This window comes from Kitasatospora sp. NPDC094019 (assembly GCF_044764505.1).
GTDB lineage: Bacteria > Actinomycetota > Actinomycetes > Streptomycetales > Streptomycetaceae > Kitasatospora.
Genome location: NZ_JBIWIF010000036.1, coordinates 25,634 through 39,781 on the forward strand (window position 1 = coordinate 25,634; position 14,148 = coordinate 39,781).

Consider the following 14,148-nt stretch of genomic DNA (forward strand, 5'->3'; position numbering starts at 1 on the left):
ACGGCCGGCGGCACCTCCCCTGCCGCCGGCCGCTGGCGTTGCCGCGTCCTCATGCCTTGCCGATGACTCCCCGCGCCGCGCCGACAAGAAATATTTCCTTGACAAATTTTCTTGTCGGCGCGACTCTTGAAGCATGTTGGACGTCGCCGTGATCGAAGAACCCGCAGCGGCCGAGGCGTCGCTGGACCCGATCCGGCGGCGCATCCTCGCCGCCCTCGCCGAGCCCGGCTCCGCCGCCGCGCTGGCCGCCCGGCTGGGGCTGGCGCGGCAGAAGGTCAACTACCACCTGAAGGAGCTGGAGCGGCACGGCCTGGTCGAACTCGCCGAGGAACGGCGCAAGGGCAACGTCACCGAACGGGTGTACCGGGCCGCCGCCGCCTCCTTCGTGATCTCGCCCGCCGTCCTGGCCGCCGTGAGTCCGGACCCGGCCCGGGCGCCGGACCAGCTCTCCGCCCGCTGGCTGCTGGCCCTCGGCTCCCGGCTGGTGCAGGAGGTCGGCGCGCTGCTGACCGGCGCCGCCGAGGCGCAGCGGCGGGTCGCCAGTTTCGGCATCGACGCGGAGGTGCGGTTCGCCTCGGCGGCCGACCGGACGGCCTTCGCCGACGGACTCGCCGAGGCGGTCGCCACCCTGGTCGCCCGCTACCACGACGAGTCCGCCCCCGGCGGGCGCAGCCACCGGGTGGTGGTCGGCCTGCACCAGATCCCCGCCTCGCCCGAGCCCGCCCCCGATGCCGACCGGTCCGCCGGTCCCGGCCGGGCCCCGGCGCCCGCCCCCACCCCCGATGCCGCCGCCGGCTCCGGGTCAGGACAGGAGAACGCACGATGACCCACCCGTTCGAGATCGAGCTGGAGACGCCGCTGCCGGCGAGCCCGGACGAGGTCTGGGCGGCGATCGCCACCGGACCGGGCATCGACTCCTGGTTCATGGGCCGCAACGAGCTGGACCCGCGCGAGGGCGGCACCGCCGCGATGGAGATCGGCGGCCACCGCGAGGACGCGCTGATCACCGCCTACGAGCCCGGCAAGCGCCTGGCCACTCGCACCGCCACCGCCGAGAACGGCCGCTTCATGGCCTTCGAGTACCTGGTCGAGGGCCGGGAGGGTTCCGCGACCGTGCTGCGCGTCGTCCACAGCGGCCTGCTGGGCGACGACTGGGAGGACGAGTACGACGCGCTGCGGCGCGGCTGGCCGTTCCACCTGCACACGCTCGTCGAGTACCTCACCCACTTCCGGGGCCGCACCGGCGCCCCCGTCTTCGGTGTCGCGGCGGTGCCCGGCCGGCCGGCGGCCGAGCTCCGGGAAGTGCTGGCGGGCGCGCTGGCACTGCCCTCCCCGCCCGCGACCGGCACCCGGGCGCAGGCCCGCCCGGAGGGCCTGCCGCCGCTGGACGGCGAGGTGGTGTGGGCGGACGAGGAGCGTTTCGCGATCCGCACCGGCGACGGCCTGTACGGCTTCCACCACAGTGCCGGTCTGGTGCTGATGTTCCACCACCTCTTCGGGCCGGGCACCGACGGTGCCGAGGCCGCCTGGCAGCGGTGGCTGACCGGCGTCCTCGCCTGAGCCCGTCCGTCCTCGCCCGACCCCGCCCTGCCCCGGACGACTCCCGCAACGAGACCGCACACCCGCTCACCCGGACACCCGAGCACCTGAACACCCGAACACCCGCACCAGCAACCCGAGGAATCATCATGCGCACCCTGATCAGTTCCGCCTTCGTCTCCCTCGACGGCGTCGTCGAGGCCCCGGGCGGCGAGTCCGGCTACCGCAACGCGGGCTGGACCTTCAAGGACATCGATTTCCTCCCCGAGGCGTTCGAGCTCAAGGGCCGGGAGCAGGAGGAGGCCACGGCGATGCTGCTGGGCCGGGTCAGCTACGAGGCGTTCAGCCCGGTCTGGCCCGACATGGCGGACTTCGCCCGCTACAAGACCCTGCCGAAGTACGTGGTCTCCACCACCCTCGCCGAGGGCGACCTGGTGTCGAACTGGGGCGAGACCGCCATCCTGCGCTCGCTCGACGAGGTCGCGGCCCTGAAGGAGACCGAGGGCGGCCCGATCATCGTCCACGGCAGCGCGACCCTGGACCGGGCCCTCTCCGACGCCGGCCTGATCGACCGCTACCACCTGCTGGTCTTCCCGCTGCTGCTCGGCGCCGGCAAGCGCCTCTTCAGCGACAGCGACAAGGACACCCAGAAGCTGAAGCTGGTCGAGCACGCCGTCTACGCCAACGGCCTGCAGAAGCAGGTCTTCGACGTGGTCCGCTGACGCCCGCCACGGACCGTCAGGGCTTCCGCAGCCCCCGTTCGGCCCGGGTGCCCGCCAACAGCTTGGCGAGGGCCGCCCGGGTCTCGGCCGGCGGACGCCGCGGGCGGATCAGCGCCACCGCCCCGTCCAGCCAGGCGCTGTCGCCGAGCAGCGCGGCCTCCCCGGCGTCGACCACGACGGCGAACAGTTCCGCCGCGGCGGCCAGTTCGTGCGGCGCGTAGTGCTGGCCCCGGTGGTGGCTGAAGCGGCCGGTCCAGTACTCGTAGGGGTGCCGCACGGTCGCGGTCAGATGCGGGCCGGTCAGCCCGAGCGGGGCCATCTGACCGAGCGTGAGGAGTGCGGTCCGCCGTGAACCCGTCCACCGGTGGGGTGTGACCGCGATCCCCATGCTCATGAACCGGCCCCACGGGACGACCGCGTCGGGCCGGCCGTCGGCGTGCGGGACGATGCCCTCGGGGGTGAGCTCCAGGTGGGTCCGGTCCCGGTGGTCGCCCAGCAGCCAGCGCCCGTCGATCCGGACCAGCGGTCCCAGCGAGTGCCCGGGTCCGGGGCCGCCCGGTCCGGGGTCGCCCGTTCCGTGGCCGACAGCTCCGTCACCGGCCGTTACGTCACCGGCCGTTCCGTGGCCGACCGCTCCTGCGCCGGCCGGTCCGGGCTCGTTCGGGGGAGTGTTCACGCGTCCTCCTCGGGAACGCCGGCCGCCGCCGGGCCGAGCGGCCCGTATTGGCATGATGCGGGAATGAGTGATGATCAGTTCACCATATTCAGTCCGGTCGTCCCGATCGAGGAATACCTCCACACCGAGATCCTCGGCGATGCTCCGGACCCCTTCCAGGTGGCCGAGCACGGCATGGCCTGGCGGCCCAAGGACATGCACTTCGGCATCCGCGCCGAACCGGACGGACGGCTCGTCGCGCACGCCGGGCTGGTGATCCTGCCGGTGTCGATCGACGGGAGCCCGACCGAGATCATCGGGCTCGGCGGTGTGGCCGTGGCCGCCGACCGCCGCGGGCACGGCCTCGCCCGGACGGTGGTCGACGGTGCCCTCGCCCACGCCCGCACCCTCGGGCCGCACCTCGCGATCCTGTTCTGCCGCCCGGACAAGGCCGAGCTCTACACCCGCCTCGGCTGGCAACCACTGACCGGCCCGGTCGAGGTCGAACAGCCCGCCGGCCCGGCCACGATGCCGCTGCGCACGATGTGGTTCCCGCTGCACGACGGCGCGCGGTGGCCCGGAGGGGCACTGCGGCTGCACTCGTTGCCGATGTGAGGCGTGGGATGCTGGTCGGATGAAGTTCGATTTCGAGGCCGAGCTCTGGATCTGGGAAGCCCGCCGCGCCGACAACTGGACCTTCGTCGGACTGCCCGTCGAGGTCTCCGAGGAGATCCACGACCTGACCGCCGCCGGGCCGCGGCGCGGGTTCGGCTCGCTGCGGGTGAGGGTGACGATCGGGGCCAGCAGCTGGCAGACCTCGATCTTCCCGGCCTCCGACGGCGCCTATGTGCTCCCGGTCAAACGCGCGGTCCGCAAGGCCGAGGACCTCGACCCCGGCGACAGTACCGCCGTCACCGTCGAGCTCCTCGACTTCTGACGTCCGTCGCCCCCTCGCCCCGTCGCCCTCCTGCCCCGTGATCCCCCGTGATCCCCCGGATTCCCGCGAACCGGGGGACGGCGGGCCGTGATCCGGAATAGGTTGGCCGACACCGGAGTCGGGCGGGGGACGGAAAGGGGGCCGGGCGTCGTGGAGATCGGGTTGGCGCTGGTGGACGGCGGTTCGGGGGCGGCGGTGCCGGCGGCGGCACGCTCGTTGGCACAACGGCTGCGCGTAGAGGACGCGTTGCGGGGCCGGGTGGAGCTGCGGCAGACCGCGCCGGCGGCGGGGGAGATGAACGCCGGGGTGGTCGAGCTGGTGACCGTCGCCCTCGCCTCCGGGGGCGCGGGGACGGTGCTGGTACGGGTGGTGGCGGACTGGCTGCGCGGGCAGCGCGGTCACCTGGTGATCAGGGTCAGCCGGGCCGAGCACGAGACGTACGAGCTCGAACTCGACAACGTCAAGGACGCGGGCGTCGTGATCGACCGCTTCGAAGCCTTCGTCAACGGCCAGCAGGAGCACGAGCAGGAGCAGCCACGCGACCGGGCGACCGACGATGGCCCTGCCTGACGGACCGGGCTCGCGGATCGTCCTGATCGGCTCGGCGGCCTACCGGCACGAGGACCTGCCGCCGCTGCCCGCCGTCCGCAACAACCTCACCGATCTGGCCGCCGCGCTCACCGACCCGCAGCAGGGCTGGCTCGACGAGGCCCAGTGCACGCTGGTGCCCGACCCCCGCACGGCGGCCGACGTCGTCCGGGCCCTGCGGCCGTCGGCCCTGGCGGCGGAGGACCTGCTGCTCGTCTACTACGCGGGGCACGGGATCGTCGAGGACACCGACTACTACCTGGCGGTCACCGAGACCGACCCCGAGGAACCCTCGATCAGCGCGCTGCCCTACCGGATGCTGCGCAAGCTGGTGCTCGGCGCCCGGGCCCGCAACCGGGTCGTCATCATCGACGCCTGCTGGTCCGGGATGGCCACCGCCGCCCACATGGCGGGCGGACACGAGCGGTTGCGCACCCAGACCGCGATCGAGGGCGCGTTCGTGCTGACCTCCGCCGGGCACGACAGCACCTCGCTGGCGCCGGTGGGGGAGCGGTTCACCGCGTTCACCAAGGAGCTGATCGGACTCCTCCAGGAGGGATCGTCGCTGCTGGGGCCGGAGCTGACGCTCGACAACGTCTACCAGTACCTGCTGCACGAGCTCACCGCGGCCGGCCGCCCCCGGCCCACCCGGGCCGCCACGAACACGGTCGCCCGGCTGGTGATCGCCCGCAACCGCGGCTACCGCCCCGACACCGGCACCTGGCGGGCCGAACACGCCGGGCACCCGGCCCTGCGCGAGGGCCGGCTGCTGCTGGACGAGGAGGAGCAGGCCGGGCACGTCGGCCGCCACGAGCAGGCCGCGGACGGCTACGCCGCCGTCGCCCAGGTGCTGAGCCGGCTGTTCGGCCCCAAGGACGAACTCGCCGAGGCCGCCCAGCACAGCCGCGCCTTCTGGGCGGCCCGCCGGGCGTCGATCGCGGCCGCCGTCCCCCCGCCGCCGGAGCAGCCCCCGCTGACCGGCTACCGGACGGTGGGATTCGAACTGGGCACCACGTCCTGCGCGGTGGCGGCCCTGGACGGCGACCGGATCGAGATCGTCCCCAACGCCGAGGGCGAACAGCGGACCCCGTCCGTGGTCGCCTTCACCGGTGAGGCCGGTGAGGCCGGTGAGGCCGATGACCCGGTGCTGGTCGGGGCACCGGCCGCACGGCAGGAACTCCTCAACCCCACGCGAACGTTCCGCCTCGGCGGGGCCGGCGAGGACCTGCTCACCGCCGACCGCGTCTGCCTCGAACTGCTCCGCAAGCTGAAGCGGGACACCGAGGACCGGCTCGGCGAGCGGGTGGCCCGGGCGGTGGTCGCCGTTCCGGCCACGACCTCCGACGCGGAACGGCGCCGGATCCGCCGGGCCTGCCGGAGCCTGGACATCGAGGTCCTGCGTTTCATCTCCACCTCGCTCGCCGCCGGGATGGCCTTCGACCGGCAGCTGGGCGACCGGGAGTCGATCCTGCTCGTGGTGGGACTGGAGGCGGCGTCCTCGGAGGTGGCCGTGGTCGAGGTCGGCTACGGCATGACGTCCGTGAACGCGGTCGTGCTCGGCGAGGGACTCGGCCGCCAACGCTGGGTGACCCGCCTCGCCGACGACCTGTTGAAGGAGTTCGAGTACGAGCACGGAGTGCATCTCGCCGGGAACCAGGTCGCGCGCCGACGGGCGTTGGACGCGGCGGGCACGGCGATGGAGGAACTCGGGTCGGTCGGGGTGAGCACCGTCCGGATCCCCTGCCTCACGGACACACCGGCGGGTCCGGTCGGCCTCGACGCCCTGGTCACCCGCGAGCGGTTCGACCTGCTCACCGCCGACCTGCTCACCGCCTGCGAGGTCCTGGTCGAGCGGGTGCTCACGCAGACGGGTGACCGTGACGCGATCGAGCACGTCCTGCTGGTCGGCGCCGCCGCCCGGCTCCCGGGGCTGGCCGAGCTGGTGCGCAGGACCGTCGGCCGGCAGGACGTCGTCGTCGCTGTCGCGGCCGACGGCCTGGTGGCGACGGGAGTGGCGCTCCACGCGGGGGCCATGACCGGGGTGGTCCACGACGTGCTCGGGGTCGAGGTCGTTCCCCGGGCGATCGGCATCGAGACCGAGGACGGGCTGATGAGGGTCCTGGTGCCGGCGAACACGGGCCTCCCGGTGCGGAGGAGCGAGGTGCTCACCACCTCCTCGAACCGCCAGACGGGGATGAACATCAACGTGTACCAGGGCATGCACGGGACCGCCGCCCGGAACACCCTGCTGGCGAGCCTCCGGCTGTCCGGCCTCCGGCCCGTGCCGACGGAGCTCTCACTGGTCGAGGTCACCGTCGACATCGACGCCAGGGGCGGCATCCTGGTGTCGGCCAAGGACCTCGGCACCGGCCGGTCCGAAGTGCTCGACGACATCACCGGTTCCGAGCCGCCCACGGTGCCGCTGATCGGCGATCTGCCCGCGGCGTTCCAGTGGCCGGAACTGGACGAGAATCCGGAGCCGCCCCAGCAGCAGCAGAAACAGTCCTGACCGGTCGGGGGCTCCGGCCGACGACAACCGCCGGGTCCTCGCAGTGCTGGCCTATCGCGAACGCTGATCCGGGTGCGTCGCTTGACCTTCACACCGGTGTGAAGGTCGATCATGGCCCCCATGACGACCTTCGATCCGCGAGCCCTGCTCGACACCGCCCGCCTCGGTGTGCTGGCCACGATCAAGTCCGACGGGCGGCCCCAGTTGTCGCCGGTCATGCCGTTCTACGACCGTTCCGCCGAGCGGCTGTACGTGTCGATGACGGAGGGCCGCGCCAAGACGGCCAATCTGCGCCGCGACCCGCGGGCCGCGCTGGAGGTCACCCGGGCCGACGGCCGGGCCTGGGCCACGGCCGAGGGCACCGTCACCCTGGTCGGGCCGGGCACCGATCCGAAGGGCCCCGAGGTGGAGGCCCTGGTCGACTACTACCGGCGCGCGGCCGGCGAGCACCCGGACTGGGACGAGTACCGGGCCGTGATGGTCGCCGACCGGCGGGTCCTGATGGTGCTCGCCGTCGACCACGTGTACGGCGACCGACTGGGCTGAGCACGGCGCCCGACGCCCACCGGCCAGGCCAGGCCAGGCCAGGCCGGTCCGGCCGGTGGACGTCAGGCGCGGCCGGCCGCCCGCTGGGTGCGGCGGGCGAGCGAGTCGACGACCACGGCGGCGAGCAGCACCGCGCCGGTGATCATGAACTGGATGGCGTTGCTCAGCCCCTGGATGTTCATCCCGGACTGGATCGAGCCGATCACCAGCGCGCCGAGCAGCGCCGACCAGGTCGAGCCGCGTCCGCCGAACAGGCTGGTGCCGCCGATGACGCCCGCCGCGATGGCGTTCATCAGCAGGTTGCCGCCGCCCGAGGTCTGGCTGGCGGACTGGATCTGCGCGGACAGGAACAGGCCGCCGACGGCCGCCATGGTGGAGCAGATGGTGAACACGCTGATCCGGATCCAGGCCACGTTGATACCGGCCCGGCGGGCGCCCTCGATGTTGCCGCCGAGCGCGAACACCTGCCGGCCGTAGGTGGTGCGCCGGAGCACGAAGTCCAGCACCACGATGAAGACCAGGAAGATCAGCAGGGCCAGCGGCAGGCCCTTGTACTGGTTGAGCGTGTAGGCGGCCAGGAAGGCGATGACCGCGATCGCCGCGGTGCGCAGCGCGATGTCCAGCACGGGACGGGACGGCACCCCGGCGGCCTGGCGCCGTCGGGCGTCCAGCACCGAGGCGCCGAGGAAGAGCAGCACGCCGACCGCGGCCGCGCCGTACGCGGCGGCCTGATCGCCGTAGATGGTGCTGTAGAGCCGGGAGACGATGTCCTTGCCGGACAGGTTGACGGTGCCGCTGGCGCCCAGCACCTGGAGCATCAGGCCGTTCCAGCCGAGGTTGCCGGCCAGGGTGACGACGAAGGCCGGCACGCCGACCTTGGCGAAGAACAGGCCCTGGACCAGGCCGACCACGGCGCCACCGACCAGGGCGGAGAGCAGTGCCACCCACTGGTTGACGCCGTGGGTGACGTTCAGCACGGCGAAGATCGCCGCGCACAGGCCGCTGACCGAGCCGACCGAGAGGTCGATCTCGCCGAGCAGCAGCACGAACACCACGCCGATCGCGATCATGCCGGTGCCGACGATCTGCTGCGAGAGGTTGGAGAGGTTCTGGGCGGACAGGAAGGAGCTGTTCAGGCTGCCGAAGACGGCCCAGATCACGATCAGCGCCAGCACCACCGGGAGCGAGCCCAGCTCGCCGCTGGTGACGCGGCGGCGGAACTCGCCCAGGTAGCCCTTGACGCCCTCCTGCCGCACGATCAGCCGGGGGTCGACGGCCGGGGTGGCCGAGGCGGCGACCGGCACGGGGGCGTTGACACCCCCCTTCGGCATGCTGTCCTCGGGAAGGGGGGTGTGGCGGTGCTCGTCGCCGCCGGGGGTCTGCTCGGTCATGGGGAGCCCTCCGTGCCGCGGGCCTCCCGACGGGTCACCGCGTTGTCCGTGGCGCCGGTGATGGCCGAGATGATCTCTTCCTGGCTGGTCCGGCGCTTGTCGAAGACGCCGTTGTTGCGGCCGAGCCGCAGCACCGCGACGGTGTCCGCGACGGCCATCACGTCGGCCATGTTGTGGCTGATCAGGATGACGCCGAGGCCCTGGTCGCGGAGCCGCTCGACCAGGTCGAGCACCTGGGCGGTCTGCTCCACGCCGAGGGCGGCGGTCGGCTCGTCGAGCATCACGACCTTCGGCGAGCCGATCAGCGCGCGGGCGATCGCCACCACCTGGCGCTGACCGCCGGACAGCGAGGCGACCGGGATCCGTACGCTGGGGATGCGGATGGAGAGGGTGTCCAGCAGCGAGCGGGACCGCTTCTCCATCGCGACCTCGTCGAGGATCGTGAAGCGCCGGATCTCCCGGCCGAGGAAGAGGTTGCCGACGACGTCGAGGTTGTCGCACAGCGCCAGGTCCTGGTAGACCGTGGCGATGCCCAACTGCTGGGCGTCCTGCGGCCGGTGGACACTGACCGGGCGGCCCTGCCACTCGATCCGGCCCTCGTCCGGCTGGTGCACCCCGGCGATGGACTTGACCAGGGTGGACTTGCCGGCGCCGTTGTCGCCGACCAGGGCGACGACTTCACCGGCGCGGACCTCCAGCTCGATGTCGGTGAGCGCCTGGACGGCGCCGAACCGCTTGGAGACCCCGCGCAGGGCCAGGACGGTCTCACCCGTCATGGTGACCAACTCCCTCGACCGGGTGGGCGGGCACGGCTGTCGGCGGCCACGGTTACTGGAGGCCCGCGGCCTTGCAGGCGTCCGCGTAGTCCGGGGTGCAGATCTGGTCCACGGTGTAGAGGCCGTCGGCCACCACGGTGGTCTTGATGTTGTCCTTGGTCAGCACGACCGGGGTGATCAGGTTGGCCGGCACCTGGTTGCCGCTTCCGTTGGTGACCGTGACCGGCACCAGCGCCGAGTCCAGCGGCTTGCCCTGGGCGAAGGTCACCGCCATCTGCGCCGCGATGTCGGTCTCGGGCTTGAACGGCTTGTAGATCGACATCGTCTGGGTGCCCACGAGGATCCGCTGCACGCCGTCCAGCTGGGCGTCCTGGCCGGTGAGCGGCACGCTGAGACCGGCCGCCTTGAGGGCGGTGGCGATGCCGGCGGCCATGCCGTCGTTGGCCGAGTAGACGCCGACCACGTTGGGCCCGCCGATCGCGGTGATCGCGGCGGACGCCTCCTGGTTGGCGTTGTTCGGGTCCCAGTTGGGGGTGTCGTACTCCTTGCCGATCTTCAGCTTGCCGTCGATCGCGCTGTGCGCGCCGGCCTTGAAGTCGGCCGCGTTGGGGTCGGTGGGCGAGCCGTTGATCATGATGATCGACCCGGAGCCGGCCTTGTCGCCGACCGCGTCGACCAGGGCCTGGCCCTGGAGCTGGCCGACCTTCTTGTTGTCGAAGGAGACGTAGGCGTCGACCGGGCCCTGTGCCAGGCGGTCGTAGGCGATCACCTTGACGCCCGCGTCGTGCGCCTTCTGGACGGAGGACTGGATCGACTTCGCGTCCACGGCGTCCAGGATCAGCACCTTGTCGCCCTTGGTGAGCGCGGTGTCGACCTGGGTCTGCTGGGTGGTGGCGTTCTCGTTCGCGTTGTAGTAGTCGATCTGGGCCTGAGGCGCCAGTTCCTTGATCTTCTTCTCGATCAGCGGCCGGTCGAACTGCTCGTAGCGGGTGGTCTTGGTCTCGGGCAGCAGCAGCCCGATCCGGACCGCGCCGACCGTGCTCCCGCCGCCGGCGGAACCGCTCGCGGAGCCGGACGAGCCGCCGCCTCCGGAGGACTCCTTGGCGCTGCCGCACGAGGCCAGCGCGAGACCGAGGGAAACCACTGCGGCGGCCGCGACGGTGCGGCGGAGCCCGTTGTTCATGAGGATGCCTCTTCCGGTTGGACCCGCCCCGTTCTTCGGCCCCCCCGTGTCCGAGTCTGCGAACTGCGGGCCTCCGCCACGATCGGAGCTGGGCCGAACGGGTAAGGCGGCCGCCGACCGGCCGGCCACCCGCCTCGGGGGCGGGTGGCCGGCGGTCCGGCGGCTGACGGAAGTCGGCCGGCGGAGCTCTGCCGGCGGGGTGGACGTCCCCCGGATCCGGATCCTCAGCTGAAGTCGAGCGAGCCCGTCCGGGTGCGCTTGAGCTCGAAGAAGGCCCGGTGCCCGGCGAGCAGCCGGACGCCGTCGAAGACCTGGACGGCCTCCTCGCCGCGCGGGATCGCGTTCAGCACCGGTCCGAAGAACGCGGTGCCGTCGACGTGGATGGTCGGGGTGCCGACCTCCTCGCCGACCGGGTCCATGCCCGCGTGGTGGCTGCGGCGCAGCGCCTCGTCCCACTCGGTGCCGTGCGCGGCCCCGGCGAGGTCCTCCGGCAGTCCGGCCTCGGCCAGCGCCTCGCGGAGGAGCTTGTCGTCGACCTCCCGGTCCTCGACGTGCAGCCGGGTGCCGAGTGCGGTGTAGAGGTCGCGGAGCACCCCGACGCCGTGCTGCTCGGCGGCGGCGACGCAGACCCGGACCGGGCCCCAGCCGGTGGTGAGCAGCCGCTCGTAGCGCTCGGGCAGGCCCTCGCGTCCCTCGTTGAGCACGGACAGGCTCATCACCCGGAACGTCAGGTCGAGGTCACGGTGCTTCTCGACCTCCAGGATCCAGCGGGAGGTGATCCAGGCGAACGGGCAGATCGGGTCGAAGTAGAAGTCCACGGTGCTGGTCGCGGCACCGGTGTCGGCGGTGGTGTCGGCCGTGGCAACGGCGATGGCGTCGGCAGTGGCATCGGTAGTGGTCACACGGTCGAGCGTAGAGGCCCGGCGGACCGCTCGGAAGAGCCGGTTCGACGCGGTTTTCCTGGGCCACTCGTGGATCCGGCCGACGCGACCCGCCCGGCCCGGCCCGTCGTTCCAACAGGTGAGGGTTGGTCACCGTCCGTTCCCGGATCATTGATCCGAGGAGGTGAAACGCTGCCGCCGTGCGGGTGAAGGAGCGCCTCCGGGCGTTTCCGATCATGGACGGATATGCTGCCGCCCCGTCAGGCCCTCGCGAAGCCCTCGCGACGGGCGTTCCAGGACGAGGGCGGGAGCCGAAAAGATGATGGGACCGGCACATTCGCTGTCCGGCGCGGCGGCGTGGCTGGGCGCGGGAGCGATCGCGGCGGGGATGGGCGAACCGATGCCCTGGCCGGTGCTGCTGGCGGGGACGCTGATCTGCGCGGGCGCCGCGCTGGCGCCGGACCTCGACCACAAGGCGGCCACCATATCCCGGGCGTTCGGCCCGGTCTCGCGGATCCTCTGCGAGGTGATCGACAGTCTCTCCTACGCGGTCTACAAGGCGACCCGGGGCAAGGGGGACCCGCGCCGCACCGGCGGCCACCGCACGCTGACCCACACCTGGGTCTGGGCGGCGCTCTGCGGCGCGGGCGCTTCGGCGATCGCCGTCTACGGCGGACGGTGGGGCGTGCTCGGGGTGCTCTTCGTGCACATGGTGCTGGCGATCGAAGGGCTGCTGTGGCGCCAGGCCCGGGTCTCCAGTGACGTCCTGGTCTGGCTGCTCGGCGCGGCCGGCGCCTGGATGCTGACGGACGTCCTGGACAAGCCGGGGAACGGCGCGCTCTGGCTGTTCGACCAGCCGGGGCAGGAGTACCTGTGGATCGGCCTGCCGATCACCCTCGGCGCGCTGGTGCACTGCCTGGGCGACGCGCTCACCGTCTCCGGCTGCCCGGTGCTGTGGCCGATCCCGGTCGGCCGCAAGCGCTGGTACCCGATCGGCCCGCCGAAGGGGATGCGCTTCCGGGCCGGCAGCTGGGTGGAGCTCAAGGTGCTGATGCCGGTCTTCATGGGCGCCGGCGGCCTGTGCGCGGTGGGTGCGCTGGGCTACTTCGGCTGATCCGCCGCGCGACCGCGCGCACGACAGGGCCCCGTACCGGGGGAGCGACGCTCCGGTGCGGGGCCCTGTCGCGTCCGCGTCCTGGGTGGCAGTGCTTGCGTCGGATACCCCCCAGGGGTATAAATGTGCTCATCGCGCAAAGATACCCATCGGGGGTATCTAGAACCGTCGCCGAGACCGCCGGAGGAATCCCATGTCCTGCTGCTCCACCGAAGGCACCTGCTCGACCGCCACCGAGGCCGTCGACGGCGTTGACGTCGCCACGGATGCGGAGGCCGGTGCCGCCGCGGATGCCGGTGCCGGTGCTGGTGCCGCCGTCGCCGGGGTCGACACCGACCGCCTCCCCGGGGTCGACACTGACCGCCTCCCCGGGGTCGACGCCGATCGCGCCCCCGCCCACCGGGCCTGATCGACCGGCGGTTCCGGGATTCGAACCCCTGGGGGGTATCGATTCCCGGAGCCGGACCCGGATCCACTCGACAACGAGCACGAGGAGCTCAGATGACCACCCAGGCACCCGCCTCCACCGAGGTGGAACTCCGGATCGGCGGCATGACCTGCGCCTCGTGCGCCGCCCGGATCGAGAAGAAGCTCAATCGCATGGACGGGGTCACCGCCACCGTCAACTACGCCACCGAGAAGGCCAGGGTCGGTTTCGGACCGGACGTGAGCGTGGCCGACCTCGTCGCCACCGTCGAGGCCACCGGCTACACCGCCACCCCACCCCGGCCGGACGCCGCCGCGACGGCCGGGGCCGGTGGGTCCGCCGGGACCGTCCCGACGGCCGGGACCGCCGAGCCCGCCGACGGGACCGCCGACGACCTCGCCCCGCTGCGGCAGCGGCTGATCACCGCGCTCGTCCTGGCCGTCCCCGTGGTCGCCATGGCGATGGTCCCCGCCCTCCAGTTCGACAACTGGCAGTGGCTCTCGCTCACCCTCGCGGCGCCCGTGGTCACCTACGCCGCCTGGCCGTTCCACCGGGCCGCCTGGACCAACCTCAAGCACGGCGCCGCGACCATGGACACCCTGGTCTCGCTCGGCACCGGCGCCGCGTTCCTCTGGTCCCTGTGGGCGCTGTTCCTCGGCCACGCGGGCATGCCCGGGATGCGGCACGGTTTCGAGCTCACCGTCGCCCGGGGCGACGGCGCGTCCAGCATCTACCTGGAGGCCGCCGCCGGGGTCACCGCCTTCATCCTGGCCGGCCGCTGGTTCGAGGCCCGTTCCAAGCGCCGTGCCGGGGCCGCGCTGCACGCCCTGCTGGACCTCGGCGCCAAGGACGTCGCCGTCCTCCAGGACGGCCGCGAGGT

At 72.5% G+C, this 14,148-nt stretch carries 16 protein-coding genes; 11 read left to right on the forward strand and 5 right to left on the reverse strand.

Annotation, left to right across the window (positions count from 1 at the left end):
• The first annotated feature begins 133 nt into the window (after positions 1-133).
• The 3 genes from ACIQ9P_RS38520 (at position 134) to ACIQ9P_RS38530 (ending at position 2,261) form a co-directional block, all read left to right on the forward strand.
• A complete protein-coding gene (locus ACIQ9P_RS38520; RefSeq protein ID WP_402366973.1) occupies positions 134-826 on the forward strand; it encodes an ArsR/SmtB family transcription factor in 693 nt (230 codons plus the stop codon).
• Positions 823-1,560: an SRPBCC domain-containing protein gene (locus tag ACIQ9P_RS38525; RefSeq protein ID WP_402366975.1), complete on the forward strand. Its 738-nt coding sequence runs from the start codon at positions 823-825 to the stop codon at positions 1,558-1,560. The genes ACIQ9P_RS38520 and ACIQ9P_RS38525 overlap by 4 nt, the downstream gene beginning before the upstream one ends.
• Before the next feature lie 128 nt (positions 1,561-1,688).
• A complete protein-coding gene (locus ACIQ9P_RS38530; RefSeq protein ID WP_402366977.1) occupies positions 1,689-2,261 on the forward strand; it encodes a dihydrofolate reductase family protein in 573 nt (190 codons plus the stop codon).
• Between the two features lie 16 nt (positions 2,262-2,277).
• On the opposite strand, the gene ACIQ9P_RS38535 is transcribed toward ACIQ9P_RS38530, so the two are convergent.
• Positions 2,278-2,937: a hypothetical protein gene (locus tag ACIQ9P_RS38535; RefSeq protein WP_402366979.1), complete on the reverse strand. Its 660-nt coding sequence runs from the start codon at positions 2,935-2,937 to the stop codon at positions 2,278-2,280.
• A gap of 63 nt (positions 2,938-3,000) precedes the next feature.
• On the opposite strand from ACIQ9P_RS38535, the gene ACIQ9P_RS38540 reads away from it, so the two are divergent.
• From ACIQ9P_RS38540 to ACIQ9P_RS38560, 5 genes are all read left to right on the forward strand, one after another.
• The gene (locus ACIQ9P_RS38540) at positions 3,001-3,531 is read left to right on the forward strand and encodes a GNAT family N-acetyltransferase (protein ID WP_402366981.1); all 531 of its coding nucleotides are present in this window, start codon (positions 3,001-3,003) and stop codon (positions 3,529-3,531) included.
• Between the two features lie 19 nt (positions 3,532-3,550).
• Complete coding sequence (locus ACIQ9P_RS38545) at positions 3,551-3,853, forward strand: DUF1905 domain-containing protein (RefSeq protein ID WP_402366983.1); 303 nt, start codon at positions 3,551-3,553, stop codon at positions 3,851-3,853.
• A gap of 150 nt (positions 3,854-4,003) precedes the next feature.
• Entirely contained in the window at positions 4,004-4,423 is a 420-nt protein-coding gene (locus ACIQ9P_RS38550; protein WP_402366985.1) for a hypothetical protein, read from the forward strand.
• Positions 4,410-6,950, forward strand: a complete 2,541-nt coding sequence (locus tag ACIQ9P_RS38555; protein WP_402366987.1) for an Hsp70 family protein — start codon at positions 4,410-4,412, stop codon at positions 6,948-6,950. The genes ACIQ9P_RS38550 and ACIQ9P_RS38555 overlap by 14 nt, the downstream gene beginning before the upstream one ends.
• Before the next feature lie 120 nt (positions 6,951-7,070).
• Positions 7,071-7,496: a PPOX class F420-dependent oxidoreductase gene (locus ACIQ9P_RS38560; protein ID WP_402366989.1), complete on the forward strand. Its 426-nt coding sequence runs from the start codon at positions 7,071-7,073 to the stop codon at positions 7,494-7,496.
• 62 nt (positions 7,497-7,558) lie between these two features.
• Here the strand turns inward: ACIQ9P_RS38560 and ACIQ9P_RS38565 are convergent, their stop codons facing one another.
• The 4 genes from ACIQ9P_RS38565 to ACIQ9P_RS38580 form a co-directional block, all read right to left on the reverse strand.
• Complete coding sequence (locus ACIQ9P_RS38565) at positions 7,559-8,827, reverse strand: sugar ABC transporter permease (RefSeq protein WP_402367006.1); 1,269 nt, start codon at positions 8,825-8,827, stop codon at positions 7,559-7,561.
• A 56-nt stretch (positions 8,828-8,883) separates the two neighbouring features.
• A complete protein-coding gene (locus ACIQ9P_RS38570) occupies positions 8,884-9,663 on the reverse strand; it encodes an ATP-binding cassette domain-containing protein (RefSeq protein WP_402366991.1) in 780 nt (259 codons plus the stop codon).
• A gap of 52 nt (positions 9,664-9,715) precedes the next feature.
• Complete coding sequence (locus tag ACIQ9P_RS38575; RefSeq protein ID WP_402366993.1) at positions 9,716-10,846, reverse strand: sugar ABC transporter substrate-binding protein; 1,131 nt, start codon at positions 10,844-10,846, stop codon at positions 9,716-9,718.
• Between the two features lie 224 nt (positions 10,847-11,070).
• Positions 11,071-11,718: a DsbA family protein gene (locus tag ACIQ9P_RS38580; RefSeq protein WP_402367009.1), complete on the reverse strand. Its 648-nt coding sequence runs from the start codon at positions 11,716-11,718 to the stop codon at positions 11,071-11,073.
• 328 nt (positions 11,719-12,046) lie between these two features.
• Between ACIQ9P_RS38580 and ACIQ9P_RS38585 the strand changes: the two genes are divergently transcribed.
• The 3 genes from ACIQ9P_RS38585 to ACIQ9P_RS38595 all read left to right on the forward strand — a co-directional run.
• Entirely contained in the window at positions 12,047-12,841 is a 795-nt protein-coding gene (locus ACIQ9P_RS38585; protein WP_402366995.1) for a metal-dependent hydrolase, read from the forward strand.
• Between the two features lie 193 nt (positions 12,842-13,034).
• Positions 13,035-13,250, forward strand: coding sequence for a hypothetical protein (locus ACIQ9P_RS38590; RefSeq protein WP_402366998.1), 216 nt, complete (start codon positions 13,035-13,037; stop codon positions 13,248-13,250).
• Positions 13,251-13,342: 92 nt separating this feature from the next.
• Positions 13,343-14,148, forward strand: an 806-nt coding sequence (locus ACIQ9P_RS38595) for a cation transporter (protein ID WP_402367000.1), incomplete at its 3' end; no start/stop codon positions are given.

Coding starts and splice junctions, on each gene's coding strand:
- ACIQ9P_RS38560 (WP_402366989.1), top strand. CDS start 7,071: ATGACGACCTTCGATCCGCGAGCCCTGCTCGACACCGCCCGCCTCGGT.
- ACIQ9P_RS38545 (WP_402366983.1), top strand. CDS start 3,551: ATGAAGTTCGATTTCGAGGCCGAGCTCTGGATCTGGGAAGCCCGCCGC.
- ACIQ9P_RS38590 (WP_402366998.1), top strand. CDS start 13,035: ATGTCCTGCTGCTCCACCGAAGGCACCTGCTCGACCGCCACCGAGGCC.
- ACIQ9P_RS38555 (WP_402366987.1), top strand. CDS start 4,410: ATGGCCCTGCCTGACGGACCGGGCTCGCGGATCGTCCTGATCGGCTCG.
- ACIQ9P_RS38520 (WP_402366973.1), top strand. CDS start 134: ATGTTGGACGTCGCCGTGATCGAAGAACCCGCAGCGGCCGAGGCGTCG.
- ACIQ9P_RS38525 (WP_402366975.1), top strand. CDS start 823: ATGACCCACCCGTTCGAGATCGAGCTGGAGACGCCGCTGCCGGCGAGC.
- ACIQ9P_RS38565 (WP_402367006.1), bottom strand. CDS start 8,827: ATGCCGAAGGGGGGTGTCAACGCCCCCGTGCCGGTCGCCGCCTCGGCC.
- ACIQ9P_RS38585 (WP_402366995.1), top strand. CDS start 12,047: ATGATGGGACCGGCACATTCGCTGTCCGGCGCGGCGGCGTGGCTGGGC.
- ACIQ9P_RS38575 (WP_402366993.1), bottom strand. CDS start 10,846: ATGAACAACGGGCTCCGCCGCACCGTCGCGGCCGCCGCAGTGGTTTCC.
- ACIQ9P_RS38540 (WP_402366981.1), top strand. CDS start 3,001: ATGAGTGATGATCAGTTCACCATATTCAGTCCGGTCGTCCCGATCGAG.
- ACIQ9P_RS38570 (WP_402366991.1), bottom strand. CDS start 9,663: ATGACGGGTGAGACCGTCCTGGCCCTGCGCGGGGTCTCCAAGCGGTTC.
- ACIQ9P_RS38530 (WP_402366977.1), top strand. CDS start 1,689: ATGCGCACCCTGATCAGTTCCGCCTTCGTCTCCCTCGACGGCGTCGTC.